General features: G+C 46.9%; 27 protein-coding genes and 1 pseudogene. 15 read left to right on the top strand and 13 right to left on the bottom strand.

What is annotated here, in order from left to right; translation table 11 throughout:
• The first annotated feature begins 90 nt into the window (after positions 1-90).
• A complete protein-coding gene (locus MJ768_RS08275) occupies positions 91-900 on the top strand; it encodes a hypothetical protein (RefSeq protein ID WP_239290243.1) in 810 nt (269 codons plus the stop codon).
• A 382-nt stretch (positions 901-1282) separates the two neighbouring features.
• Here MJ768_RS08275 and MJ768_RS08270 read toward each other — a convergent pair whose 3' ends face one another.
• The 4 genes from MJ768_RS08270 to MJ768_RS08255 all read right to left on the bottom strand — a co-directional run bounded on the left by MJ768_RS08270 (position 1283) and on the right by MJ768_RS08255 (position 2600).
• A complete protein-coding gene (locus MJ768_RS08270; RefSeq protein WP_239290241.1) occupies positions 1283-1564 on the bottom strand; it encodes a DUF768 domain-containing protein in 282 nt (93 codons plus the stop codon).
• A gap of 139 nt (positions 1565-1703) precedes the next feature.
• Positions 1704-2084, bottom strand: coding sequence for an IS110 family transposase (locus MJ768_RS08265; protein ID WP_256449843.1), 381 nt, complete (start codon positions 2082-2084; stop codon positions 1704-1706).
• 65 nt (positions 2085-2149) lie between these two features.
• Positions 2150-2452 carry an IS110 family transposase gene (locus MJ768_RS08260; RefSeq protein WP_239290231.1) on the bottom strand — a complete coding sequence of 101 codons (303 nt, stop codon included), beginning with the start codon at positions 2450-2452 and terminating at the stop codon, positions 2150-2152.
• Positions 2421-2600 carry a hypothetical protein gene (locus MJ768_RS08255; protein WP_239290221.1) on the bottom strand — a complete coding sequence of 60 codons (180 nt, stop codon included), beginning with the start codon at positions 2598-2600 and terminating at the stop codon, positions 2421-2423. Before MJ768_RS08255 ends, MJ768_RS08260 begins: the two co-directional genes overlap by 32 nt.
• A gap of 14 nt (positions 2601-2614) precedes the next feature.
• Between MJ768_RS08255 and ltrA the strand changes: the two genes are divergently transcribed.
• The 5 genes from ltrA to MJ768_RS08230 all read left to right on the top strand — a co-directional run bounded on the left by ltrA (position 2615) and on the right by MJ768_RS08230 (position 8673).
• A complete protein-coding gene (gene ltrA / locus MJ768_RS08250) occupies positions 2615-3667 on the top strand; it encodes a group II intron reverse transcriptase/maturase (protein WP_239290219.1) in 1053 nt (350 codons plus the stop codon).
• Positions 3668-4151: 484 nt separating this feature from the next.
• Positions 4152-6215, top strand: coding sequence for a S8 family serine peptidase (locus tag MJ768_RS08245; RefSeq protein ID WP_239290217.1), 2064 nt, complete (start codon positions 4152-4154; stop codon positions 6213-6215).
• Between the two features lie 277 nt (positions 6216-6492).
• Positions 6493-7266 (top strand): elongation factor-1 alpha, encoded by a 774-nt coding sequence (locus MJ768_RS08240; protein WP_445082980.1) that lies wholly within the window; start codon positions 6493-6495, stop codon positions 7264-7266.
• Between the two features lie 101 nt (positions 7267-7367).
• Positions 7368-7673 (top strand): hypothetical protein, encoded by a 306-nt coding sequence (locus MJ768_RS08235; RefSeq protein ID WP_239290206.1) that lies wholly within the window; start codon positions 7368-7370, stop codon positions 7671-7673.
• Between the two features lie 301 nt (positions 7674-7974).
• Positions 7975-8673 (top strand): SDR family oxidoreductase, encoded by a 699-nt coding sequence (locus MJ768_RS08230; RefSeq protein WP_239290197.1) that lies wholly within the window; start codon positions 7975-7977, stop codon positions 8671-8673.
• A 101-nt stretch (positions 8674-8774) separates the two neighbouring features.
• Here MJ768_RS08230 and MJ768_RS08225 read toward each other — a convergent pair whose 3' ends face one another.
• The 5 genes from MJ768_RS08225 to MJ768_RS08205 all read right to left on the bottom strand — a co-directional run bounded on the left by MJ768_RS08225 (position 8775) and on the right by MJ768_RS08205 (position 11505).
• Complete coding sequence (locus MJ768_RS08225; RefSeq protein WP_239290195.1) at positions 8775-9107, bottom strand: hypothetical protein; 333 nt, start codon at positions 9105-9107, stop codon at positions 8775-8777.
• Positions 9108-9568: 461 nt separating this feature from the next.
• Positions 9569-9970 carry a VOC family protein gene (locus MJ768_RS08220; protein ID WP_239290193.1) on the bottom strand — a complete coding sequence of 134 codons (402 nt, stop codon included), beginning with the start codon at positions 9968-9970 and terminating at the stop codon, positions 9569-9571.
• A gap of 70 nt (positions 9971-10040) precedes the next feature.
• The gene (locus MJ768_RS08215; protein ID WP_256449844.1) at positions 10041-10382 is read right to left on the bottom strand and encodes a VOC family protein; all 342 of its coding nucleotides are present in this window, start codon (positions 10380-10382) and stop codon (positions 10041-10043) included.
• Between the two features lie 114 nt (positions 10383-10496).
• The gene (locus MJ768_RS08210) at positions 10497-10688 is read right to left on the bottom strand and encodes a hypothetical protein (protein WP_239290189.1); all 192 of its coding nucleotides are present in this window, start codon (positions 10686-10688) and stop codon (positions 10497-10499) included.
• A 166-nt stretch (positions 10689-10854) separates the two neighbouring features.
• The gene (locus MJ768_RS08205) at positions 10855-11505 is read right to left on the bottom strand and encodes a hypothetical protein (protein WP_239290187.1); all 651 of its coding nucleotides are present in this window, start codon (positions 11503-11505) and stop codon (positions 10855-10857) included.
• A 1019-nt stretch (positions 11506-12524) separates the two neighbouring features.
• Between MJ768_RS08205 and MJ768_RS08200 the strand changes: the two are divergent.
• The 5 genes and pseudogenes from MJ768_RS08200 to MJ768_RS08180 all read left to right on the top strand — a co-directional run.
• A pseudogene (locus tag MJ768_RS08200) lies at positions 12525-12712 on the top strand (transposase); the annotation flags it as partial.
• Positions 12713-12905: 193 nt separating this feature from the next.
• Entirely contained in the window at positions 12906-13259 is a 354-nt protein-coding gene (gene gldC, locus MJ768_RS08195) for a gliding motility protein GldC (protein ID WP_239290185.1), read from the top strand.
• A 319-nt stretch (positions 13260-13578) separates the two neighbouring features.
• Positions 13579-13917, top strand: a complete 339-nt coding sequence (gene gldC / locus MJ768_RS08190) for a gliding motility protein GldC (protein ID WP_239290183.1) — start codon at positions 13579-13581, stop codon at positions 13915-13917.
• A gap of 72 nt (positions 13918-13989) precedes the next feature.
• Positions 13990-14211, top strand: coding sequence for a hypothetical protein (locus MJ768_RS08185; protein ID WP_239290181.1), 222 nt, complete (start codon positions 13990-13992; stop codon positions 14209-14211).
• A 17-nt stretch (positions 14212-14228) separates the two neighbouring features.
• Positions 14229-15047, top strand: coding sequence for an undecaprenyl-diphosphate phosphatase (locus MJ768_RS08180; protein ID WP_239290179.1), 819 nt, complete (start codon positions 14229-14231; stop codon positions 15045-15047).
• Positions 15048-15085: 38 nt separating this feature from the next.
• Here MJ768_RS08180 and MJ768_RS08175 read toward each other — a convergent pair whose 3' ends face one another.
• The gene (locus MJ768_RS08175; protein WP_239290177.1) at positions 15086-15538 is read right to left on the bottom strand and encodes a rhodanese-like domain-containing protein; all 453 of its coding nucleotides are present in this window, start codon (positions 15536-15538) and stop codon (positions 15086-15088) included.
• A gap of 404 nt (positions 15539-15942) precedes the next feature.
• On the opposite strand from MJ768_RS08175, the gene glnA reads away from it, so the two are divergent.
• Entirely contained in the window at positions 15943-17364 is a 1422-nt protein-coding gene (glnA, locus tag MJ768_RS08170; RefSeq protein WP_239290175.1) for a type I glutamate--ammonia ligase, read from the top strand.
• Positions 17365-17627: 263 nt separating this feature from the next.
• Here the strand turns inward: glnA and MJ768_RS08165 are convergent, their stop codons facing one another.
• The 3 genes from MJ768_RS08165 to MJ768_RS08155 all read right to left on the bottom strand — a co-directional run bounded on the left by MJ768_RS08165 (position 17628) and on the right by MJ768_RS08155 (position 20473).
• The gene (locus MJ768_RS08165; RefSeq protein WP_239290173.1) at positions 17628-17954 is read right to left on the bottom strand and encodes a chaperone modulator CbpM; all 327 of its coding nucleotides are present in this window, start codon (positions 17952-17954) and stop codon (positions 17628-17630) included.
• Positions 17944-18897, bottom strand: coding sequence for a DnaJ C-terminal domain-containing protein (locus MJ768_RS08160; RefSeq protein WP_239290171.1), 954 nt, complete (start codon positions 18895-18897; stop codon positions 17944-17946). The genes MJ768_RS08165 and MJ768_RS08160 overlap by 11 nt, the downstream gene beginning before the upstream one ends.
• Positions 18898-19066: 169 nt before the next feature.
• Positions 19067-20473 (bottom strand): cytochrome B6, encoded by a 1407-nt coding sequence (locus MJ768_RS08155; RefSeq protein ID WP_239290161.1) that lies wholly within the window; start codon positions 20471-20473, stop codon positions 19067-19069.
• A gap of 466 nt (positions 20474-20939) precedes the next feature.
• Here MJ768_RS08155 and MJ768_RS08150 point away from each other — a divergent pair, with 466 nt between their 5' ends.
• The 3 genes from MJ768_RS08150 (at position 20940) to MJ768_RS08140 (ending at position 23554) form a co-directional block, all read left to right on the top strand.
• Positions 20940-21998, top strand: a complete 1059-nt coding sequence (locus tag MJ768_RS08150) for a hypothetical protein (protein WP_239290159.1) — start codon at positions 20940-20942, stop codon at positions 21996-21998.
• Between the two features lie 294 nt (positions 21999-22292).
• The gene (locus MJ768_RS08145; protein ID WP_239290149.1) at positions 22293-22985 is read left to right on the top strand and encodes a hypothetical protein; all 693 of its coding nucleotides are present in this window, start codon (positions 22293-22295) and stop codon (positions 22983-22985) included.
• Positions 22982-23554: a hypothetical protein gene (locus tag MJ768_RS08140; protein WP_239290147.1), complete on the top strand. Its 573-nt coding sequence runs from the start codon at positions 22982-22984 to the stop codon at positions 23552-23554. The genes MJ768_RS08145 and MJ768_RS08140 overlap by 4 nt, the downstream gene beginning before the upstream one ends.
• Positions 23555-23830: the final 276 nt, after the last annotated feature.

The raw sequence follows: 23830 nt of genomic DNA, 5'->3' as shown, positions 1-23830 counted from the left end.
GATATATTTGATCGCAACGCTATGATCCCCTGAGCTTTACATCAATCGCGCATTTGCCTTAACTGGTCAGATAGAGAGCTCTTTTAATTTATGACTACCCTTAACCTTGGTAACCAGCTAAATCAAATTCTGCTGGCGGCGAAACACGCGATGTACGATCAGGGCGAACTTGCTCAACTTACCTATGGTGCGTTCGATATCGCGGCTCGGAGCATGCAAGACATGGAGAACGAGGAAATCGAAGTTACATTCCCGGTCGGCTACAACCCAAACAAGACAGCCATCTCAAGCACTCGGATATACCGTAAAGAACAACTGCTTTCAAAGTACCAGTTTTTAGCCTTTCACCAACTCAGTATCAATGCATTGGTGCAATTAGTAACGCTCATTGAAACCATGCTAAGCGATGTTGTTCGCGCTGTAGTAATGCGCTACCCACAGAAACTTGGTGGCAAGCGCAGTGTTCCACTTCAAACCGTGCTTGAATCAACTTCTCTTGAGGAGGTTCACATTCGAGCTACTGATGCATTCTTGAACGAGCTTGCGTACAAGTCTCCCGCTGAATTCTCCGAATCAATGCAGCAACTATTGTCGGTGAATCTTCTTGAGTGCCCGGCATTTCATCGCTACATGGAAATCAAAGCCACGCGAGACATCTTCGTTCACAACAGCGGTATTGCCAATGATGTTTATATGCGAAAGGCGGGGTCACATACACGCGTCAAGTCCGGCATGGCCTTGCCCGCAGACATCCAATATTTCCTTGAGTCCTACGAATGTTGTCTTCAAGTTACAGAGTGGCTCGAAGTCGAATTGCATGTGCATTGGCACAGTACAGAGTACGAGGACCGCAAGAATCCACAAATCGAGCTTCCAATTTCTCAATTGCCGACACCGTAAGAGCAAGCCAGAGGGGCTCAATGAGTAGGTCGCATAACCCTGCGCACAAGCGGAACTGCGTTTCAAGCCGTGGTATCCTATTTTCGATCTTATATGTTCCAGGTGGATGAAATTCAATACTAGCTAGCGCGGTAGTTTGGGCTGAATGAAATGAAGCCCAACATCACGAAACGAACGGGGTTAGTCAAGTAGTCAAGCACGGTAGGTTATGTCTCGCGTGAAATTAGTTTGGAAGTGTTCAAATGAGAGAATAGGATGGTAAAGACTATAGGTACAGGAATGAGTGAAAAAATGGAGTCAAGACCCCACTTGATTCCAAGTTTTCCATGGACCATCCTGAATGTGTTGATGAGCCAGTGTGAGTAAGTCGGACAGGCGGGGCTCAGTCGCCGTCTTCAAACTCACTTGCCAGTAGATACTTGAGCGTAAATGTATCGTAGTCAAATTCGGTGTCGTCCGAGACCTTCGCCAAAACCAGGGGTGCAAGGTGCTTCCGCTCCTCCGCGGTCTCTAAGTCTGAGAAGTTGGCCGCAGCCGCCGCGGCGTACATTTCATCCATCAGCCGTCTTGCCCGCGCATCGTAGTTCTCGATGTCGGGATTACCGCCATGAAGGATGTTATCCTCGATCCACGTCTCAGCCCAATTTTGGAAGCGCTTGCTCATGATTGCCCACCTTTCTTCTGCATCGTATTCGGGGCCGGTTTCCCGGGCCACTGTGACCCACTCGATATTTCGGTTCAGATAAGAAGTCTACTACATCGCATTATATGCTTCAATAGCGCGGTAGATACCGTCTTTAAAGTCAAGCATTTTTCAGATAATCGTGTTGATACGGCTGTTGAGTTTTGAGTACGCCAAAGCATAAATGCACCAGCTTGCGCATTGCGGCACCGAGGGAGGACATCTTGGACTTGACTCGGGCAAGCAGGCGTTCATAGACAGCTTTGACGTGTGGGTTGCAACGTGTCCCCACGACAGCAGCCATATATAATACGGCACGTATTCTGACGGGGCCGGCCTTGGACATTCTCGTGCGTCCCAGCACAGAACTACCCGATTGCAGTTCCACCGGAACGAGTCCCAGATAAGCCGCCAACTGTTCCGCCGAACCGAAATCATGGTTGTTCACAGAGAGTATATTGCTCCCCACCTGCGGGCCAATTGCTGGAATACTCTGGAGCAATGCCCTATCTTTCTGAAGATTCGAATGCTTGTCGATGTGTTCGTCAATATCCTTTTGCAGCTGGGCTAACTGCTTGACCAGAACCCAATGCTATCTTCAAGTGATTTATGAATCAGCGCTGGCGTGTCTGTGGCAACGGCTTTCTCCTGGCGATTGCGCTCGCGTTGTAAATCTTGGGCAATGGCTTCACGGCATACTAATATCGCTTGCAGTACCCGTGCTTCCTGACGGGGCGGCACCCAAGCTTTGGGTTTGAGTAATGCGCCATATCGGGCCAGCACAACGCTGTCCACGCTATCGGTCTTGGTGCGCACGGCTAGCCCACGGCCAAAATCTTTAACCTGCGCCGGATTGATGATGGATACCATCCATCACGCCAGCATCCGCGAGCGCCATGGCAGCTTGTTCGTGATAGATACCGGTGGCTTCCATGACGATATGTAATTCTTCTGGGGAAACGTTTTGGTTGGCAACCCAAGCCAGCAAATCAATAATGCCTGACTGGGTGTTTTTCACTACTGCGGCGCGTCATGATTCCAAAAGCGGACGGCAGTCAGCGACCGCTCGGGATACCGACGATCCGCGACCGCGTAGCCCGGATGGCGGTTAAGCTCATCATCAAACCGATATTTGAAGCGGATTTCAACCCGACTTCCTATGGATTCAGGCCAAAGAAATCCGCCCATCAAGCGGTAGATGACATAGCGAACGCCCTTCATCAAGGCTACACCAACGTCATCGATGCCGACCTGTCGAAATATTTCGACAGCATTCCCCACACCAAACTGCTGGCCATCGAAGCCGAGCGCGTAGTTGACAGTGCGATACTGCACGTAATCAAGCTATGGCTCAAAGCGCCGGTCATTGGAGAGGACAAGGACGGCACCAGGAAAAATGTGGTCGGCGGTAAGGCCAACAGCAAAGGGACGCCGCAAGGCGGCGTCATTTCCCCGCTGCTAGCAAACTGCTACCTGCACCTGCTTGACCGGATCTGGGACAAGCATCAACTGCGCAGAAAACTGCAAGCACACATCGTCCGCTATGCGGATGACTTCGTGGTGCTGTGCAGAGGCAAAACAGATGCGCCACTGGCAGCGGTACGACATGTGCTGGATCGGCTTGATCTCACGCTTAACGAGAGCAAGACCCACATCGTTGATGCACGGCAGGAAAGCTTTATCTTCCTGGGTTTTGAAATAAGGATGAGCAAGAGTCGGAGGTCGGGCAAACGCTACACGCATATATGCCCGGCTGCTAAATCGCTTGCAAAAATCAAGGAGCGTATAACGCAAATGACCAGTCGTGAACGTACACCGATACCACTGGAACATATTGCTGGAAGCATGAACGCCACCCTTCGCGGGTGGACGAACTACTTTCATTACAAGAATTCCAGCAAGGTACTGGACAAGGTGAAGACGCATGCGGAAGAACGCTTGCGCACGCACCTGATGAAACGGCACAAGGTCAAGGATCGTGGAATCGGCATCGGCCGTTTCCCGAGTCAACAGCTATATACGCACTATGGGTTATACAAAGTTCCGACAACAGCGGGCTGGAAATCGGCGCATGCCTTGATATGAAGAACATCGGAAAGCCGTGTGCGGGAAAACTGCATGCACGGTTTGATGAGGGAGGGCAGGCGAGAGACTGTTCTCTACTCTACCCAATTTCGTACCAATTTCGTTTATTAATTTCATAATCTCCCAACTAGTAGATCGTTCCGTTAAAACAAGTACAAATAATCCGTTCGGACTGAACTTGTCGAAGGCCGGTATTGGCGCGGAACTAGCGGTTCGACAAGCTTACAGCGAACGGTAATGGTTTTACTGGAACGCACCACCAGTAAGCACATGAGACAGCTAATCTGCTTCTTTTCTGTTACGCATACTTGTCTTATGTTTATTCATCGCGCATGATCCTGCGTGGCATTAACTCGAATAACAACAACGGAAGGGCACCATTGAGAAATCACCGATTGTTTTATTATTTCATTCCAGCAAGACCGCTAAAACAGGAGCTTTTGTCCTGGTATGGATGGCTCAAAAAATATGAGAAGGACAAAACATGAAGATTAACTTCCTCCAAATCACCATGTGTATTTTGGGTTTACTAGTTGCAGTTGCATTTGTCGGAAATTTATCAGCTGCTGATTTGGTAGATGTAGAAATTAGAGGGGTCGATAAGATACTGAACCAGTCTGGAATTGAAAATTCCCTGACAGAAAGAATGAAGGCAGCCTCACCTGCTCCTCAGCTTGAAAAAGCATTGTCGAATGATGCCAAGAATATTGACAATAGCGTTCTCAATAATGTGCAGGTTACCGGTCTTATTGTGAGCTTCCGTTCCATGGAAGCAAAACTTCTTTCACGTAATAATTTACCGCCACCTCAAGAGTTAATTGAAGAAATATGTCGATTATCTGGAATCCCTTTGGAGTTTAACCGCGCCATGTCGTTAGACCGGTTTGTTTTCCGTTTTTCGAAGCCCCTGACCTGGGCAGAAGCAGAAATCATTGTGAACCGCGTCAGGCAATCCGTTAACGTTGAGAGCGTGGAAGCTGATACTCGCGTACATCATTCCATGATCCCTAATGATACCTATGCACCTGACCAATGGAATCTTAAAAGTAGTGCGGCATTTCCAGGATCTGCTGATCTCGGTCGAGCATGGGATATCACAGTAGGATTATTGGACACTGTAGTAGCGGTGGTCGACACTGGGGTAAGGCCCAACTCTGAGTTTGCCCCCAGGCTTCTTCCCGGATACGACTTCATTTCAGACCCCCTAAGCTCCAATGATGGAGATGGTCGGGATAACAACGCACTTGACCCAGGAGATTGGACTCAGGCTGGAGAATGTGGGCCCGGATCGACAGCAGAAAGTAGTTCGTGGCACGGCACGCACGTTACCGGGATTATTGCCTCTACCGGAAACAATTCCGCCGGTATCGCCGGGATTAATTGGATGACCCGAATTCTTCCCGTCCGTGTTCTAGGAAAATGTGGCGGAGATAGGTCTGACATTATCGATGGCATGTTGTGGGCAGCGGGAATTGCGGTTCCAGGCGTGCCGACTAACCCTCACCCGGCGCAGATAATCAACATGAGCCTTGGGGGATTCAGCCCGGGCGGATGTAGCGGTACCGTATATCCAGAAGCAATCAATCAAATCAAGGCCAAGGGGGCATTGATTATTGTTGCCGCTGGCAATAGTGACAGTGACGCAGCCAATTATGTGCCGGCGTCGTGCGCTGGAGTAACAACGGTGGGCGCGGTCGGACCTTATGGGTATCGAGCGAGCTATAGCAACTATAGCTCTGAATATAAAGTGGACATATCTGCGCCGGGGGGAGATATAGCATCTTATGGCATCTGGGCAGGGATTTTATCAACAGTGAATTCTGGTAAAACAGTTCCTGAATCAGGGGCAGTAGATTACGAACAAGGAACCAGCATGGCAGCACCCCATGTTTCTGGTGTGGCCTCTCTTGCCTTGGCGCTGGATTCCCAAATTGCCCCAGAATTGCTAATACTTAGCATGATCTATGGCAGCCGCGCTTTTCCATCCGATTCGAAATGCACAACAAGCTACCCACTTTGCGGGTGGGGCGTGCTGGATGCCTATTCAACGTTACAAGTAGTGAATGCTTTTAAGCCTTTTTCTCTCGTTTATGAATACTACAATGTTGACCTCAATCACTATTTTCGCACTGGATCAAGGTCTGAATCATTCTCAGTGCTGTCAGGTGGGGCAGGGGCTGGCTGGCGCGATACCAAGGGATATTTTCTAGCATGGAGGCAGGCTTCTGAAGGGGCGGTGCCAGTGTGCAGGTTTTATGGAACACCGGGAAAGGGGCCAAACTCACATTTTTATACCGCAGACCCGGGCGAGTGCAGCCAGGTAAAGAATGATCCCGGCTGGACATATGAGGGAATCGCGTTTTACGTAAAATTGCCAGTCAATAATACCTGCCCGGTAGACACCATACCTATCTATCGTTTATATAATAATCGATGGATGTATAACGACTCCAACCATCGGTTTACCGCTGACATCACTGAGGTAAATGCGATGACCCTTAAAAATTGGGTATCGGAAGGCTTGGTCATGTGTGGTGCGGGCGGTTGATTCCAGCTAGTTTTATGATTTTGCGGAACTGTGCATCGATGGGTTATGCGAATTTTGGAAAATCACATCATGATTGAATTTCCAGATGACCCAGTGGAAAGATACGAAAGCAGGCTTACACCTCGGAGCTCAAGGGACTGGCGGCAAGCATATACATTGTGTTATCAACAGATTAAAGAAAGGATTAGGGATTGCAGAGTAATAGCAAGTTGACCAATAAAAGTTTGGCATATATTTTTCTTTTCCGTTTTAAAAATGAAAGAAAAGAGGTAATAAAATGAAGCCAATACCCCCAGATTTTGCTTGGTTAAATCTGCCTAATCTGCCGACACCCGTCAAAGTGCTTTTTTCCGGATACCTGCTCGCGATTGGGCTGGGCTTATGTATGGCTGGCCTGCAGATCATGCAGACACACGGCATGGCAGATGGCAAGCCGGGGCTTTCCTTGGATGACATCGTGTACAGCTATTATGGAAATCGTAGCGGGAGCACGCTGGAAAGCAAGCTCAATGGATCTATGAAAGAGATGGGTACGCCAGAAGCACGCCTTGATATTATAAAATGGGTTCGCAACGGAGTGCCCGAGACAGAATGGGAGCCGCACTTCAAGGATACCTTTAAACAATATTGCGTGCAGTGCCATGGTTCTGTTCCTGGCATTGCTGATTTTAGCAAGTACGAGGAGGTCCAAAAGGTAGCCAAGATCGACGAAGGCGCAAGCATTCAAACACTGACTAGATCGTCGCACATCCATTTATTCGGAATCAGCTTCATTTTCTTTTTTATGGGATTTATTTTCAGCTTTGCGGTAGGCGTGCCGAAATGGTTGAAGATTTCAGCCATTGCCATTCCCTTCGGTTTTTTGATCGTAGACGTTTTCTCGTGGTGGCTTACGAGATGGAATCCAAATTTTGCATGGCTTACGCTTATTGGCGGTTTTGGTTACAGCGTTGCATCAACAATCATGTGGTTTATCAGTATGTACCAAATGTTTATCTTGTCACGCAACGGAAAAATCTATGGCAATGCTTGGGAAGCAGATTTGAAATAGTGCAAGTGCTCTACAAGGGCAGGTACACTTGTTATCATTCACTGCAGCGGATAGGCATATATCTGCCGCAAATTACTTTCACATACATTCACGAAAAATAGATGGGAAATCCAATATATATCACTACAAAGTCACCAAGTCTGTTGAGCAAGGTTGCCAAGATTGTCGTAACCGTCGTTCTGATTGGTTTGGCCTTGATGTTTTCTGCGCTGTTATTTGTAGTCATTTTGACTGTCGGTGCGATGGCATGGGGCTATCTGTGGTGGAAAACCCGTGACCTGAGAAGACAAATGCGTGAGTATTCCCCAAACGATGTTGTGATCGAGGGCGATGTAATTGAGGGAGAGGTGATTAGGAGTGAGGTGAACAAAATATCTGAGAAACCTGGAGACGATGGAATCAAGTAGTTTATTCAGGCCACCCGGTAACCCCACAACAAACTTATCATTCCCCTTCCAAGCGAACCAATCAATTTACCGAAGTTATTTCTTGCATGCCTCAATTACGGCAACTTCTGTACTTGTACCAACGGCATTGCGGATGGTTCATTCGAAATCACTTATTCATATAGAAAAGTAAGATGCCATTTTATGACAGAATTTATTTCCTTGTTATAAAAGCAGATATAACATCAAAGAGATGCAGCTTGCTGTAAGCAAGAGTTGATATCAAACATGCTGAACTCTTAAACAAATATTGAGGGAAATAATGAAAACCACATTGATTACTGGCGCTAACCGTGGGCTCGGACTGGAGTTTTCTCGGCAATATGCCGCGGATGGTTGGAGTGTTTTGGCTTGTAGTCGGAATCCAGGGAAATCAGATGAGCTCAATAAACTGGCTGCCCAATATCCCGAGCTTATAAAAATTCTGGCCCTCGATGTCTCCGACCATGCGCAGATTGAGCGCTTGGCCCAGGAACTGTCCAATGAATCTATCGACCTGCTCATTAACAATGCGGGTATCTATCCGAAATCGGATGTAAATGGTTTCGGTCATACCGATTATGCAGAATGGATGCAGGTATTCCGTATCAATACCATGGCGCCACTCAAAATGGCAGAGATATTTGCCACCCAACTTGCTCGTAGCGAGAAAAAGACTTTTGTGGCCATAACTAGCAAAATGGGTAGCATTGCGGACAATAGCGGAGGCGGGAATTACCTTTATCGTTCAAGCAAAACAGCAGTAAATATGGTCGTAAAGAGCCTTGCAATTGATCTGCAGTCTGCCGGAATCACTTCGATCGTCATTCATCCAGGTTGGGTCAAAACTGATATGGGTGGGCCGAACGCTTTGATCTCTACCGAACAAAGCGTTTCAGGCATGCGACAAGTGATCAGCAACCTTTCAATGGCCGATTCAGGAAAATTCTTTAGTTATGACGGCCAGGAAATTCCTTGGTAATTACCCTGGATCATTACATCGGCACAGTGATCGGCACGGAAGTTTTTAGAAGCGTGATGAATATACCCATGTGGGAAAAGTTTACTTCTGAACGCGTCTGACTACTTGGATTTGGAAATCAAAGCTCCAGTACCGGGTAACCATTTTGGATTTATTGCTATGGCAACCGCTCCAACTATTGCCATTCCGACAGCAACTAAAGATGAATGTTTATGATTGGATTTTCCTCCTTGATTTGGCTCATTAGCAGGGCGATCTATTTCACTCGATTTTTTAGCCCCTTCGCAAATGAATCCGGATGGCATTCTTTTTTCAATACCAGCCTTCATGGTTTCATATAGACCTTCCCTGGCTGGGACAAGCCTTATACTCTGCCTGTATTTATCCGCATGAGTAAACCCGCGATCAGTATTGTTGAAGTTATTTTTAGCCATGGTAAATCTCCTTATTTTAAATAAATCAAACTTTCCATACCTGGATTGGGAAATATGCATTGCGGTGAAAAACGATTCCTATTTATAGCAATAACGCTCCTCATTTTCAATTGCCTACTCAAAACTAGCTTGTCCTACAAATTTCTTTTTTTCGATTAATTTAAAAACTAACTTAATGCTCGTGCTGTTTGTATAAGCAAAATACACGCCACATTTTAAATATACAATTAAAACAGTTATTTAAATAAAAATTTAATTTGAAACTAAAAATATAGCAGTGATAATGTCACTCTTTGCAGTTTAAATTTACTATTATATTTATAATGCATTGAATATACTTAACAAACACTTGACGTTAATTAAAGACAATTGAATTAGATATGTTTTATTTCGGATTTTAGACTTGCGTGAAAATAGTTAGAAGTTATTGTTGAGGTCGGCTAATATTTTCAGGCTTACGCCTAAGTCTTCGGACTGGTCTCCATATAAATGAGTTCCCAAATGTGCCCGTCAATATCTTCGAACCCGTGTCCGTACATGAAGCCATGGTCTTGAGGTTTACGTGGAGTTGTTCCGCCCGCTATCAGCGCTTTTTCGACAAGTTTGTCGACTTCGGTACGGCTGTCGCATGATAAACAAACCAGCACTTCAGTGCTGCTTTTTGCGTCGCAGATTGGCTTTGCCGTAAACGTCGCGAAGAACGGTTCGGTGAGCAAAATAACGTAGATGTTCTCGCTGATGATCATGCATACGGCTACGTCATTCGAATAATCAGGGTCAAAAGTAAAGCCAAGGTCGGAGAAAAAAACCTTCGATCGCTCAAGATTTTTGACTGAGAGGTTTACATAAATCTGTCTTGCCATGATGGTCCACTTAGAAAGAAAGTAAGTGGTGATGGATGCTAACGTGCCCGATCGGGAAGAATTAGCTGCGTCACCGAACGACGCTCGTATTAAAGTGAGGATTTTCGATGATTCCCAAGCGATTGCCGAAGGGGTCTTTTACCGCAGCCACCTTGATACCCTCACCGACTTCGGCAACAGGCTCCAGCATAGATGCCCCCAACTCTAGCAATCGCGCATAAGCAGATTCGATGTTCGCCACACCCAAAAACGGTTGCGGTCCGACTGTTCCGGGTTGCGCGCTTGGCAACAGCCCGAGCTCGAAGCCACCAACGGAAAACCCGACATAGAACGGTTCTTCGAAATAAAATTCTTGACCGAGCACCTTCGAATACCAATCTTTGGCGGCAGCAAGGTCTGGAGCAGGATATATAACGGTGCGGAGGCCGAGGATCGTAAGTGTGACTCCAATGCATTCTCGTTGGAAGTTACTGTACGTTAATCATTACCGCGACAAGTTTAATGCTGCTGGCCTTAAAAGCCGGGGTCAGTTGGCTGTTGGTATAACACGCCTATAACAAGCGGCTTTTTCACTACTGAACATGCTGTCATGACGATGCGCACCAAGAGCAGCAAATTTATTTTCATAGCTATCTTTTTTATAGATGGAAACATTGTGGCAATGAATAAAATTAACCAAGTTATTAACAATGAAGGCACAGGTGAGATTACCAGGCATTAAGAATACCGCACTAAAATGCAAAGTAACATATTCGCCACAATTGTCTGACCTGTTCGCACGCGGGATAGCCCGCCTACTTCCTTGATATCAATCTCCAACTGAAATTTAGATCCATTATGGAATTATGGCGTGAGTTGACGTATTGAGGGCGTGAGAACAACAGTTACAATGGCATCGTTTGTTTCAGATAAGTAACAATTTCTTCAGGAGTCCAATGAATACCTGCTGTCGGTTCGAAATATCCATTTGAAGCATATTCGTTGAATATGTTTCTGACCTGCGCCTCAGTCAAGACTGGCGTCCATCCACTCCTAGCGTTGAGTAATGCTGCAACACAGTGTGCGCCGAGTTGATACGGGTCATACGATCCTCCTAGCAGGATCACTTGCATCATGCTGTAAGTTATGTACCTTGCCCCATTACCACTACAATCAAAACCAAGGGTCGAATTATTAAACATCGTGCCACCGGACCAGCTATTACTATTTTGTTTGTGTCGAGAATCGGTTCTTGAACCGACCAGGTATGGCGACGGCCAATCGTAGTGGGTGCCCCAATAGCCGGGTGTCCGTCCGGAGCAACTTTGGGGTGTGCCATGGAAGCTTAGATTGCCTGATAAGAAACCAGACGGTGTTTTGCATATATCACCACCCAATGATGGCCGACTGGCAATGGTGAGCAGTACGCCAGACACGGCTAAACCGGACTTGGTTAAACGCCTGCGTGATTCGTCAACAGATTTGCCTTGCTGAGCAGCATCTTGCAACAAGTTATGGTCTTCCCCCCCACATTTTTGTTGCTTCTTGGCTTGCATAGTAATTCCCCCTGAAAATAACGTTGTTGAATGAATCAGAATTTGGCCATGCTTCCCTATTTTTGGTGTTTTGCTAGCCTGAATTCTGCATAAAGATGAAGAATTTCAATGTAAAAGTTTGATAATAATGTAGTTATCTAAAAGATAATTTATAAAAATACTTTCTTGTATTCCCTGCTGCCGATTTCCCCCAGATTGATTCCGACTTCCTCCCGTCACAGTCCGCGCTGATTTTCTATAACTACTCATGTTTGTGGGTTAATCCTACTGCGAGGATATTATTAGAAATATTGTCTGCTCAATAAAGTAAGATTTAACAACACGAACCTATAGTAGGCAGCAATTAACATGCCAACTATTGTTAACTATATGATAGTATGGTACATGTTAAATTAAAATGATCGGAGAATGTCGAGTAGTGTAAAAAATATCGACAGAATATCGTCGAGCTTTAACTTTGAAACCAGAGGTTCAACCATACGTCCGCATTATGTTGTCATCCCTTTTAAGGGCACCTCTAAAAATCCAATTTTGCGAGCAGCCGCTTTGCGACTTGCCTGCTTACCCCGTTTCGTCACAATACGGCGTTACTCGAAAAAAATTATCGCTCACATATCAACTATATGCCGCGCTCAAATTTTTTACTCGTGCCTTGTCTTGCTTAGAAACTTGAATTTTTAGAGGCGCCCTTAATGGGATGGTTGATGTCCATAACTACTTATGTGTGGGATTAATCGCTACTGCGAGAATAGCTTTCGCATATTCAGGGTGGGAAATATTTTGGGAGGCAAAGAAGCTAATAATCCAGTCCGCAAAAACAAGCCTCTATTGCAAAGTTTGGGCTGAATGGGATATGTAAAACAGCTTTTACGGACAGAAAATTGCCCTCTAAGCCCCGGTCAGAATAGGAAAACATAATGGACTGTAAGTCCGCAGGTCCCGGGTTCGAGCACAGGTTGGGGGTGATTATTTAGCATAATTATCTGGCACGGGTGCATGAGTAGGATAGGATGAGATAAGCTGGAGCAAAGCCCATCAATGTATTGCTCATGTTCAGAATGCTGGTTCTTCAGCACCTGTATAATCTGGCCGACGGAGGGGTTGAATACCAGGTCTGCGACCGGCTCTCCTTCATGCGTTTTCTGAGGCTGCAACTGGAAGACCGGGTACCCGACGTCAAAACGGCTGGCTGTTCCGGGAACAACTCAAAGGTCCAGCCAGATTGGCGAGAAGGGTACGCGGCGTTATCCACAAGACGGATCCACAGAAAAACTAACTTCGTCGCGATTTATAGAGGTGCCCTATATACATAATCAGCGAACCATTGCAAATCAGACTATATTTTAATTATCTGAAAATTTCCCACTGACTTTCGAAGACATCTTTAAAATCAATGCCAAATGAAAAAATCTGAAATTAAATTCACCATAACTCTCGACGACCAAAAGGTGCCTGAAAAAATCGACTGGAGCGCATCTGATATCCAGGAACAAGCTACAGCTAATGCAGTAATGATTGCTCTGTGGGATGCCAAGGAGAAGAATACGCTGCGTATTGATTTATGGACCAAAAACATGATGAAAGAGGAGATGAAAAAGTTTTATCATCAAAGTCTTTTATTCATGGCAGATAATTTTGAACGCGCTACCGGAGATGTGGAAGCCTCGCAAGCGATGAGAAATTTTGCCCAAACGCTGGGTGAAAAAATGAATCTGGTTATGGAAAATAAATTTGTTGCTCTAAAAAATAATTAAACCAATCAAAGTTACCATCCCACCCCTAACACAACAATAACCCAGCAGTATTGCTTCGGGGACAGTTACATATTGCGCCTGAATTCTCTTATGCATAATATTTTTCTTTATTTCATTTTTTTTAAGTTAAGCTTATAAACTTTTTTCTGCTATACCCATGCTCGCAATTTCAACGGTCTGTACTGTGCATAGCGGGCTGGTGCAGATTTCAAGAGGACAAGAATACCGCATCAAAATCGCCCTGATGGGAACATATGGTACCGGGGAGTCAATGGCTTAAAGCCTTTCAACCAACTTTTCTTTAAGGAATTAATTAAAAATGACGAAATCTGAAATTAAATTTACGGTCACTCTCGACGACAACATGGTGGCAGAAAAAATAGACTGGAGCGCTTCTGATGCAAAAGAGAATACGAGCAAAGGAGTAATGATTTCAGTTTGGGATGCTAAGGAAAACAATACAATGCGGATTGATTTCTGGACCAAAGACATGATGGTTGATGAAATGTGTCAGTTTTATCACCAGACCTTTTTATCAATGGCTGATACTTTTGAACGTGCTACCGGAGAAACGGAAGCGGCGAAATCAATGCGAAATTTTGCGCAGCAGTTTGGCGAAAAAGTGAATCTGTTTACAAAAAAAAAGTTTGATGCATAACGTCAACAAAGAAGGGTGCAGTAGTACGTTCTTTCACCGTTAAATTAAATTATTACAATAAAGAGGAAAATTATGAAAACAATCGGTGAACTAAGACAGGCTCTTGAAGGCGTGCCAGATGAACGCGTGCTGAAGGCGCAGGTAATAGCTAAAGACGGGGGCTCGTGGACACTGAATGTCGAGTTTTGCGCTTTGGTACCTGCTGGCTCAAGTATGCCAGGAGGCTCTATGGCGGTGCTAAAACTAACCCATCCTGAATTGGAAACCATGCCAGAGTGGCCAGCACCTACATGATACGCACCTAAATTATTATGGATGTCACCCCGCTTATCCTGGCCTTCATTCTCGGCATTATTGAAGGCCTGACCGAATTCCTGCCCATTTCAAGTACTGGTCACCTGATCATTGCTGGCGACTTACTCAACTTTAATGATGAGAGGGGCAAAGTATTCATGATCGTAATTCAGCTGGGTGCGATTTTGGCAGTGGTATGGGAATTCCGAGCCAAGCTATTGGCAGTAACGCGTGGTTTAGTGGTGCGCGAACCTGTTGCCTGGCGCTTTGCTAGTAACGTGTTGGTGGCATTTCTGCCAGCAGTCGTGCTTGGGCTAATATTCCACCACTGGATCAAGACCTATCTGTTTAATCCTTACACGGTGGCGATGGCGCTAATAGGGGGAGGGTTGGTGATTCTGTGGGTGGAAAAACGAGCGTTTCACCCACACATCAAAAGTATTGAAGATATGCGCTGGCAGGATGCAATCAAGGTGGGATTTGCCCAGTCGGTAGCCATGTTTCCTGGCGTTTCCCGCTCCGGCGCAACCATCATGGGCGGGATGATTTTTGGACTTGATAGACGGGTTGCGACCGAGTTTTCTTTCTTTCTTGCTATTCCTACCATGTTCGGGGCAACCGTCCTCGACCTTTACAAGAACTGGCATCTGCTGTCAGTCACAGATCTGCCAGTATTCGCAGTAGGCTTTATTGCCGCGTTCATCAGCGCCTATCTGGCAGTAGCGGCCTTACTTAAATTTATTTCTAATCATACTTTTGTGGGGTTTGCTTGGTATCGCATTGTATTCGGCCTGATAGTGCTAGTTACCGCATACAGCGGTGTTGTTGAATGGTAAATTTTCAAAGCAATTAGCTACCGATAGCCCTTTATGGCTTAGCTCTGTTCCCACGGTAATTCACGTGCGCGCCAGCCACCGAGCACATTGCGGTGCTTGCTGGCGTCTTTGTCACCTTCAAAGCCTTCCAGCACGTTGTAGGATTCGGCATAGCCGGCTTCAGTCGCAGCTATGGCGGCATTATGAGATCGGGCACCGCTGCGGCATATGAATAATACCAATGCCTCCTTGTCCACCTGCTGCTCAAGCTCTGCTATGAAATGCGGATTGAGTTTCATGCCGGGATATGCAGCCCATTCAATTTCCACTGCATCGGGGATATGCCCCACCCAGTCCAGCTCGGCATGTGTGCGCACATCAACCAGCTTGGCGCCGGGCGCAGCTTGCAGTATTTCGTAAGCCTCATTCGGCAGGAGGGCACCCTCATAGGGTAAATTCATTTCTTTGGCGCGTTTTTGCGCGGCGTTCAAAATTTCTGTGATTTTCCCCATGATATTTTTCCGCTATTGTTCAATATATAACCCGCAAGCACTGCTCGCGGAGGACGATTGCATACTATCCCAATGCAGCAAAAAATCCTATCCGCTCGTACCCTACAAACACCCAAGATCGAGACTCTATAATGCAAGTTCAGCGAGATTATTACGATGATATGCTTACCTCAGTTTCTTGCACCTACAACAATGGTCATGCACAGAAATGGTGCAGGCATATAACATGCGCCCCGAAAAAGAGCGCATATTTAAATCCATTTATCCTTATGGATATGGCAAAATGCTCATTTTAGAGGTGGAATATGGGGTGGAACACTTCGTGCTTGATTCCCAAGTTTAAGTTTGTTTAATTCCCAGTTTATTTTTTAGTTTAGTCGTTAACGTTTATGGAGAGAATTATTATGTCGAAGTCGGTTGCTGATGTTCTTAAGTTACTTAAAGACAACGAAGTTAAATTCGTTGACCTACGCTTCACTGATACCCGTGGCAAAGAACAGCACGTTTCGATTCCGGCACATGTGGTGTCAGATAGTGACGACTGGTTCGAATCCGGCCACGCCTTTGACGGTTCTTCCATCGCTGGATGGAAAGGCATACAAGCATCCGACATGCTGCTGATAGCCGATCCTGCATCCGCTTTTCTCGATCCTTTTATGGACGAAACCACATTGGTGATGACCTGTGACGTTGTGGAGCCATCCGACGGCAAAGGTTATGACCGCGATCCACGCTCTATCGCCAAGCGTGCTGAAGCCTATTTGAAATCCACCGGATTAGGCGATATCTGCTACTTTGGCCCTGAACCTGAGTTTTTCATTTTTGATTCAGTAAACTGGCAAGTAGATATGTCTGGCTGCTTCTGCAAGGTTAATTCCGAAGAAGCAGCCTGGTCCTCAGCAGAAAAATTTGATAGTGGCAATACTGGCCATCGGCCCACTGTTAAGGGCGGTTACTTTCCTGTACCCCCTGTCGATTCGCTACAAGACATGCGCTCTGCAATGTGCTTAATATTGGAAGAAATCGGCGTTCCTGTCGAAGTGCATCACCACGAAGTGGCGACCGCCGGCCAATGTGAAATTGGCACCCGCTTTGACAGCTTGGTGAATCGTGCCGATCAAACCCAGAAGCTTAAATATGTGGTGCACAACGTCGCACATCAATATGGCAAGACTGCGACCTTCATGCCCAAGCCGATTGTCGGTGATAACGGCTCAGGCATGCATGTCCATCAATCCATCTGGAAGGACGGCAAAAATCTGTTTGCAGGCAATGGGTATGCCGGACTGTCCGAATTAGCCCTGTATTATATTGGCGGTATTATCAAGCATGCCCGTGCGCTTAATGCCATCACCAACCCCGGCACTAACTCCTACAAGCGTTTGGTTCCCGGGTTCGAAGCCCCTGTAAAGCTGGCTTACTCGGCGCGAAACCGCTCTGCCTCGATCCGCATCCCCTTCGTGCAGAGTGATAAGGCACGCCGTATTGAAGTGCGTTTCCCGGACCCAACCGCCAATTCTTATCTGGCTTTCACCGCCATGATGATGGCTGGCTTGGATGGCATACAAAATAAAGTTCACCCAGGCGATCCTGCGGACAAAAATTTGTATGACTTGCCACCAGAAGAGGATGCAAAAATCCCAACCGTGTGTTCCAGCCTTGAACAAGCTCTGGAAGCGCTGGATAAAGATCGAGAGTTTCTGACCCGCGGTGGTGTATTCTCTAATGACTTCATTGATGCTTACATTGAGTTGAAAATGGAAGAAGTGACCCGTTATCGCATGACAACGCATCCGGTTGAATTCGACATGTACTACAGTCTATAACGGTTTATATTTGCAACGGGCTTTCCGGAAAAGCCCGTTCACCGGATTCAGAGTTAATAAGATGATTGAACATCGAGTTATGCTTTTGCCGGGGTAAAAAATGGCCATGTTCGCTCCGCAACCCAAGTGTTTCAAGATCACGCGACCTTGAGCTGCATTCATGCGCAAATTCTATATAAACGAGCCGTCATTGATTGTCAGCAATCTTTCCTGAGCTTGGCTGACGGAAGATTGCTGTGTCATTTTCACAGGCTTCAAATATGCTAAAAAATCCGCCCTGGCAGCTGCGCGCGAAGATCGTGTAACTGCGCTTCGAGATTGTGAATCCGAGCGAGGAGAGTCAGAGCCACAGCCAGTCCCTGCGTATCAAGCTCGAAATCATTGCGTAAGCGGCATGCGGTTTTGGCCACAGCAAGACAGCCTACATCAAAAATCCATTCTGCCGAATCCGTATTGGTCGGCACAATGGCACCGCAGTCTACTAGTTCGCTAAGCTCCGCTTCTGACAAACCCGACAGCCTGGCGAGATCTGTTAGCGACAACTCTTGGTATTGATCCATCCAGAGCACTTCGGTGAGTTCAATTTTCATGGCTTGTCTCCTGCTCAAAATGTCCGCGCGGATTGAACGTTGAGATATCCGCCATCTCCTTGAAAATCGCCCGTTCTCGCTCGCTTAGCACGGTAGGCACTACGATCTGTACGATCGCGAAAAGATCGCCTTCGCCATCGTGAGGCTTGGGCAATCCCCGCTTGGGGAGTCGCAGTTTTTGACCGGCATGGGTACCCGGCGGCACTTTGAGGCGGACTGGTCCGCCCAGTGTCGGAACTTCCACGGCGGCGCCAAGTACTGCTTCCCACGGTGTCACTGGCAAATCCAGGTAAAGATCATGACCACTGGCGCGGAATAGCGAATGCGTGTGCAGCGCGATATTGAGATACAAATCTCCATTGCGCCCGCCGTTGAAACCTTTACCGCCCTTGTCCGGCAGACGAAGCCTTTGCCCATCCCCAACACCTTTGGGAATCCGTGTTTTGAATGCTCGCGACACGCGATGCAGATGGCCATTTTCATCGTACTCGGGAACGTTAATATTCAGGTTCACTATCGTGCCCTGATAGACATCTTCTAAGGTAATGTGGGCCGTAACCTCATAATCCTGCCCTGGCACCGGAATATTGCTGCCTCGCTGTTTTGTATTGTGTCTGCCCCCTGTGAGCCCTGCAATGAGATCAGATAAATTGATATCGTCAAATGAGAAGGGCGTGCCACCATACTGTTTCCCCCAATCCGGGGGCGGCCGAAAGTCCTGCCCCGATTGATGACTACCCAGCTGATCGTAAGCGGCACGCTTTTCCGAGTTCTTGAGTGTCTCATAAGCCTCGGAAACTTCTTTGAATTTTTCCTCAGCATTAGTTTCCTTGGAAACGTCTGGATGGTACTTGCGCGCGAGTTTGCGGTAAGCCTTCTTAATGTTCTCTGTAGTGGCAGTTCGTTCGAGGCCAAGAATGCTGTAATAGTCTTTATATTTCATAAATATTATCCAAAAGGAAGGTGCTTGGGTAAGGTTGACAGTGTCTGGCACCAAGTCAACCGCACTCACGCACCTTTTGAACTACTGCTCACTTGACGTCACACATGTCAAAGCAGCACATCAATCAAGTTAAGCGAGCGGCATTCTGTTGTGTCTTAATCACCTATTCTTAAAGCGCCCGCAGAAATGCGACCAAATCTGATTTTTCGGAAGCCGATAAATTGGTCTCCAGCACCAGATTGAAAAACTCTACAGTATCTTCCAATGTGAGCAGCCTTCCATCATGTAAATATGGCGGTGAGTCTTTAATGCCGCGCAACGGAAAGGTTTTAATTGGGCCATCGGCACTGGCCATGCGTCCGTTTATCATGCGTGGCTTGTAGAAACGTTCTACTTTCAAGTTATGCATGAGATTGTCAGTATAGTAGGACCCTGAATGGCAACTGGCACAATTAGCTTTGCCGAAGAATAGTGCCTGTCCTCGGATTTCAGACTCAGTGGCTTTATTTGGATTCAGTTTGCCGTTAACTCCCAGCTTCGGAGCAGGCGGGAAATCCAGAAGCTCCTGAAATTCCGCCATAAAATGGACCTGACTGCCACGTTCGAGAATGTTAACGCCTTTTTTTGTCGCGGTTACCGGATCACCGTCGAAATAAGCCGCGCGCTGCTCGAACTCGGTGAAGTCTTCCACAGATTTGAGTGCCCGCTGCGAGCCAAATAACCGCTGGATGTTCACGCCACGCAAGGATGGTGTATCAATACGATGGCGGAATTCCTGAGGACGGACGTCCCCCGCCAAGTGGGTCGGAGCAATGGTATGCCCGTTGGCATGGCAATCGAAGCAGGCAACCCCACGGCTCGGACGCACGGAGCGCCGGTCTTCCGTCTGGTTAAACTGTTGCTGTGGAAAGGCAGTCAGCAACAACCTTAAACCTTCAATTTGCTTGGGATTTAATATTCCGTTGAACAATTCGTAATAATTGTCCATGGTGACTAGCTTGCCCTGCGAGACATCACCGAGGTCCGGCCGTGTAGTCAAGTATATGGGTGCAGGGAACTCGGGTAAAAAACGATCCGGCAGATCAAAATCTAAATCGAAACGTGTGAGATCGCGTCCCTCTTGCTTCTTGATTTCGTCGATTAGAGGCTTGGGAAACACCATGCCACCTTCTGGGTGATTTGGATGAGGAAGCGGGAAAAAACCCGCCGGAAATAGATCTTTTTCACGAATTTCTTCGGGACTCATTGCCGCGAGGCTCTCCCAGCGCATCCCCTTCGGCAGCTTGACCCGTACTCCTTCCTGAACTAACTTACCACGGGACATTGTGATGCGGTTAGGGGAGCGGTCGCTCAGGTCGTAGCGCTTATTCAGCAAATCCATCTGCCGATTCATCACCTCAGGCTTCTCAGCTTTCATCCGAGCCAGCAGGTCAGGAAAGCTCTCTTTAATCACAACGGGAGCATAGCTCGAGCTCGTTTTTGCCGGTTCGGCAGCGTAGCTAACACCGAAGATCGAGAGTGTCGTAACAAGTATTCCCAAAAACTGCCCAAAGTAACTCAAAGTTATATACCTCATGATGTTATCTCCTGATTCTCTGTGTAGATTTATGAATAATGGACTCGGTGAATGGCATCTAAAATTAGCGTAGGCATTTTACTGATTGGGAATGCATTCTGACTCCTCGCAGTTTGTGAACCTTTGATCGAGACTTGACACATATCTAATCGCGTGCAGAAAACGAGTGTCCGGGTTGCAATGCAGCGAATCAAAACCAAGGTCACCTTATTCGTTTAAACCTTAGTCGCATAATTAGATGCAGTCAGTACGCTAGCGTACACAAAGACATTTATATAACTGCAACAACAGAAATCTCTGTTAATTTCGTTAATAGTTAAAATCTTAGTAAAAGTGGTGAGGTGCAAAAAGACATGGTACATTTACAAATTAGCCATGATTCACTAAAAAATACAATTATTGTTTGTTAAGTACGAATGTACGTGCAAATAATATTCCCTGAAATCAGAATTTGGCCACTTAAAAAATGCGATATGTTCCCCTATTTATTTTGCTGATTTTTCCCTTCATGGCTTGCGGTCAAGGCCATGAAAATAGAGAGGAAAAATTGTATTTCCCGAAAGATGCATCCTACTCGAATCTTATTGAAAATAATAATGCTTATGCGTCGGCAATTTTAGGAAATGGATTCGCGTATGGCGAAGGCGTAGTTGGCGACAGATCCATGGAAGGGAGGACCTTTGAATTCAGGTTCGGCAAAGAAATAAGTGTCCCCGCTTTCCTTGATGAAAAATTTCGCGTCGACTTTATTCATTTCAATGAAGGACACCCTGACAATAATCACCGAGATGGCTTTGCTGGTCAGATTGTTTACAGAAAGCCTTTGAACCAAAAGCTAAATTTAGAATTTGGGCTCGGTCCTTACTTTAGTATGAATACAACCACCATCAAGGGAGTTGAAATCAACGATGCAAAATTGGGAGCTCTGCTTTCAATTGCGGCCTTGGTTGATATTGAAAGATATTCTCCAGGGTTGCATATGCGATTTGCACTAAACCATGTCTCCATGCCAGAAACACACTCCTCGATTGCCTTGCTTGTTGGAGTCGGGAAGTATTTTGACAATGTTCCCGCACGCATCCAGTCAGAGTCTTATGTGAATCCGATTTGGCTTGGAGTGACCGCAGGTATTGCCCAAACCAATCATGGAGAATCAAAGGGAGCCCCAGGGTTTTCGGCCGAAGCAAAAAAATACTTCGGTAACCAATGGGGGGCTTCGATTTCAGGAATTATGGAAGGTGACGACGAAGTTCGGGTGCATCGACACGGCGTGGCTGCCCAAGGATGGTTTGTACAACCCCTGGATGAGAATTGGGCTGTCAGCGCTGGTGTTGGGCCTTATGTAGCGACTAATAAACGAGGATCGGGCGATCTTCAATTGCATGGCCTAATTTCGCTTCAAGTCGAACGATTCGTTGGAAAAAAATGGAAGGGGTTTGTCAACTTTAATCGAGTCGCCACCTTTACGTCTGAAAACGATCGAGACCTGTTGAGAATAGGCGTCATGAGACGGTTTGACATGTAGTAGCCCCTTCAAGACTCATTTCATGTTGGGCGAGGCTTAGGCTTGTTTTGAGAATGGTTTGCAATATTAAATCTGCGCACTTGTCAACGGTCATTTGAAGATATGCGTTTTTACTAATATATTCAAAACTTTTAGAGATATTGCGAAGTGGCATGGAACTGGACAATGATTTTTGTCTCCAATTGCTAGTCAAATTTTTTTATGACCAGAGTGGAATTGCTTCTTAAGCGTATTGAGATAGCAATTCTGCAAATTAGATTGTTACGTAGTCTGAATAATAGGGGTATGGGGATAATGAAGACATCAAAAATCAGCCTGTCTTTAACTTTAATCACAATGCTGTTGGTTGGAGCATTGATGAGCGAGGCGACGTTTGCGGCAGGCGGGTGGAGCGGTGGTGGGCAGGTAGGCGGAGGAGGGCAGGCGGGCGGAGGTCGCGCGGGGGGCACTGGGTGGAGCGGTGGTGGGCAGGTAGGCGGAGGTCGCGCGGGTCCTGGGTTTAGCGGTGGTGGATACGCAGGCGGAGGTCGCGCGGGTCCTGGGTTTAGCGGTAGAGGGCACGCAGGCGGTAGCCGGCATGGCGGCGGCTGGAATCGAGGTACGAGTGTGGGCATCTACTTGGGTGCACCGATTGGTTTTCGCTATGGATATTATCCGTACTCATACTACGGGACCCGGTACTATGGAGCGCCCTATTTTTATCCGCCTGCTTATTATCCTCCTGCGCCCGTTTATTACCCTTACCCGCTGGTGCAACCCGCGCCGGTGACTTACATAGAGCGAAGCGACGAACCACAGGTCGAAACACAGGAAGCACCGAATGATTCTTCGCAAGATGCTCAGGGGTCTTGGTGGTATTACTGCGTTGATGCCAAGGCCTATTATCCATATGTCAAGCAATGCCCAGGAGGATGGCTGCGGGTCGCACCTCAACCCGCACCTAGTTCAGATGACCAGCCTGCATCAGATAATTCGCCTGCCTCATGACGCTTACATTGCGGCTCTCATCCGTGCTGGCGGCAGTTTTGGTACTCGGCGCTTGTACGTCGGTACCGACAGGCCCAGGTGTACTTGTACTGCCGGGCACGGGGAAGAACTTTGATCAGTTCCGCTTAGATGATGCCGATTGCAGGCAATATGCCAGCGCTCAGATAGGCGGCGGCACGGCGAATGCAGCGGCGACTGATAGTGGTGTACGAAGCGCGGTGATCGGAACTGCAATCGGTGCCACCGCGGGCGCATTGTTTGGTGGTCATAATAGCGTAGGTGTGGGTGCTGGCTCTGGGTTGCTCATTGGTTCTATGGCAGGAATGGGCACTGGTGAAAGCTCGGGGTTCAACCTTCAGCAGCGTTACGACTTTGGATATCAGCAGTGTATGTATGCGAAAGGCCATCATGTCCCAGTATCGGGGCGCTTGGATTATTCGCGGCAGCCTGTCAGGAAAAGCAATTATGTTTCGCCACCTCCGCCGAGCGGCTCTCTATCGTCGCCTTCTGCCGGTGCTTCCATGCCCCCGCCTCCTCCTCCTGGTGGCGTTCCACCCCCCGCTCCCTGATGCTCTCATGCCATCGAGCGGTTCGTCTGTTCCACCATCTCCTTTACGATACTGTTAGTTCCACATTTGAAATGCTCTAAAGTATTGTTACAGCTTGACGACAAACAATATGGGTGGAGTCAAATGCAAGAACGAATTTTCTTACCATCCAAATGCCGCTGGATTATTCATTTAAGTGATTGTAGATATAGTCCGCAAAACTAAATAACTTTATATTCCCAGTCACTAGTGTCCCAACGTTAATCGAACAGAAACAACTGGTTGGTCGAATCCTGT

The sequence above is a fragment of the Candidatus Nitrotoga sp. 1052 genome (assembly GCF_927312905.1).
In the GTDB taxonomy this organism is placed as follows: domain Bacteria; phylum Pseudomonadota; class Gammaproteobacteria; order Burkholderiales; family Gallionellaceae; genus Nitrotoga.
Note: the sequence above shows the minus strand (reverse complement) of the source record. Positions and strands in the feature narration are given on the sequence as shown.

Coding starts and splice junctions, on each gene's coding strand:
- gldC (WP_239290183.1), top strand. CDS start 13,579: ATGACGAAATCTGAAATTAAATTTACGGTCACTCTCGACGACAACATG.
- MJ768_RS08210 (WP_239290189.1), bottom strand. CDS start 10,688: ATGCCTGGTAATCTCACCTGTGCCTTCATTGTTAATAACTTGGTTAAT.
- glnA (WP_239290175.1), top strand. CDS start 15,943: ATGTCGAAGTCGGTTGCTGATGTTCTTAAGTTACTTAAAGACAACGAA.
- MJ768_RS08185 (WP_239290181.1), top strand. CDS start 13,990: ATGAAAACAATCGGTGAACTAAGACAGGCTCTTGAAGGCGTGCCAGAT.
- MJ768_RS08275 (WP_239290243.1), top strand. CDS start 91: ATGACTACCCTTAACCTTGGTAACCAGCTAAATCAAATTCTGCTGGCG.
- MJ768_RS08180 (WP_239290179.1), top strand. CDS start 14,229: ATGGATGTCACCCCGCTTATCCTGGCCTTCATTCTCGGCATTATTGAA.
- gldC (WP_239290185.1), top strand. CDS start 12,906: ATGAAAAAATCTGAAATTAAATTCACCATAACTCTCGACGACCAAAAG.
- MJ768_RS08160 (WP_239290171.1), bottom strand. CDS start 18,897: ATGAAATATAAAGACTATTACAGCATTCTTGGCCTCGAACGAACTGCC.
- MJ768_RS08230 (WP_239290197.1), top strand. CDS start 7,975: ATGAAAACCACATTGATTACTGGCGCTAACCGTGGGCTCGGACTGGAG.
- ltrA (WP_239290219.1), top strand. CDS start 2,615: ATGATTCCAAAAGCGGACGGCAGTCAGCGACCGCTCGGGATACCGACG.
- MJ768_RS08150 (WP_239290159.1), top strand. CDS start 20,940: ATGCGATATGTTCCCCTATTTATTTTGCTGATTTTTCCCTTCATGGCT.
- MJ768_RS08245 (WP_239290217.1), top strand. CDS start 4,152: ATGAAGATTAACTTCCTCCAAATCACCATGTGTATTTTGGGTTTACTA.
- MJ768_RS08145 (WP_239290149.1), top strand. CDS start 22,293: ATGAAGACATCAAAAATCAGCCTGTCTTTAACTTTAATCACAATGCTG.
- MJ768_RS08235 (WP_239290206.1), top strand. CDS start 7,368: ATGGGAAATCCAATATATATCACTACAAAGTCACCAAGTCTGTTGAGC.
- MJ768_RS08165 (WP_239290173.1), bottom strand. CDS start 17,954: ATGAAAATTGAACTCACCGAAGTGCTCTGGATGGATCAATACCAAGAG.
- MJ768_RS08260 (WP_239290231.1), bottom strand. CDS start 2,452: ATGGTATCCATCATCAATCCGGCGCAGGTTAAAGATTTTGGCCGTGGG.
- MJ768_RS08175 (WP_239290177.1), bottom strand. CDS start 15,538: ATGGGGAAAATCACAGAAATTTTGAACGCCGCGCAAAAACGCGCCAAA.
- MJ768_RS08205 (WP_239290187.1), bottom strand. CDS start 11,505: ATGCAAGCCAAGAAGCAACAAAAATGTGGGGGGGAAGACCATAACTTG.
- MJ768_RS08270 (WP_239290241.1), bottom strand. CDS start 1,564: ATGAGCAAGCGCTTCCAAAATTGGGCTGAGACGTGGATCGAGGATAAC.
- MJ768_RS08155 (WP_239290161.1), bottom strand. CDS start 20,473: ATGAGGTATATAACTTTGAGTTACTTTGGGCAGTTTTTGGGAATACTT.
- MJ768_RS08240 (WP_445082980.1), top strand. CDS start 6,493: ATGAAGCCAATACCCCCAGATTTTGCTTGGTTAAATCTGCCTAATCTG.
- MJ768_RS08220 (WP_239290193.1), bottom strand. CDS start 9,970: ATGGCAAGACAGATTTATGTAAACCTCTCAGTCAAAAATCTTGAGCGA.
- MJ768_RS08225 (WP_239290195.1), bottom strand. CDS start 9,107: ATGGCTAAAAATAACTTCAACAATACTGATCGCGGGTTTACTCATGCG.
- MJ768_RS08140 (WP_239290147.1), top strand. CDS start 22,982: ATGACGCTTACATTGCGGCTCTCATCCGTGCTGGCGGCAGTTTTGGTA.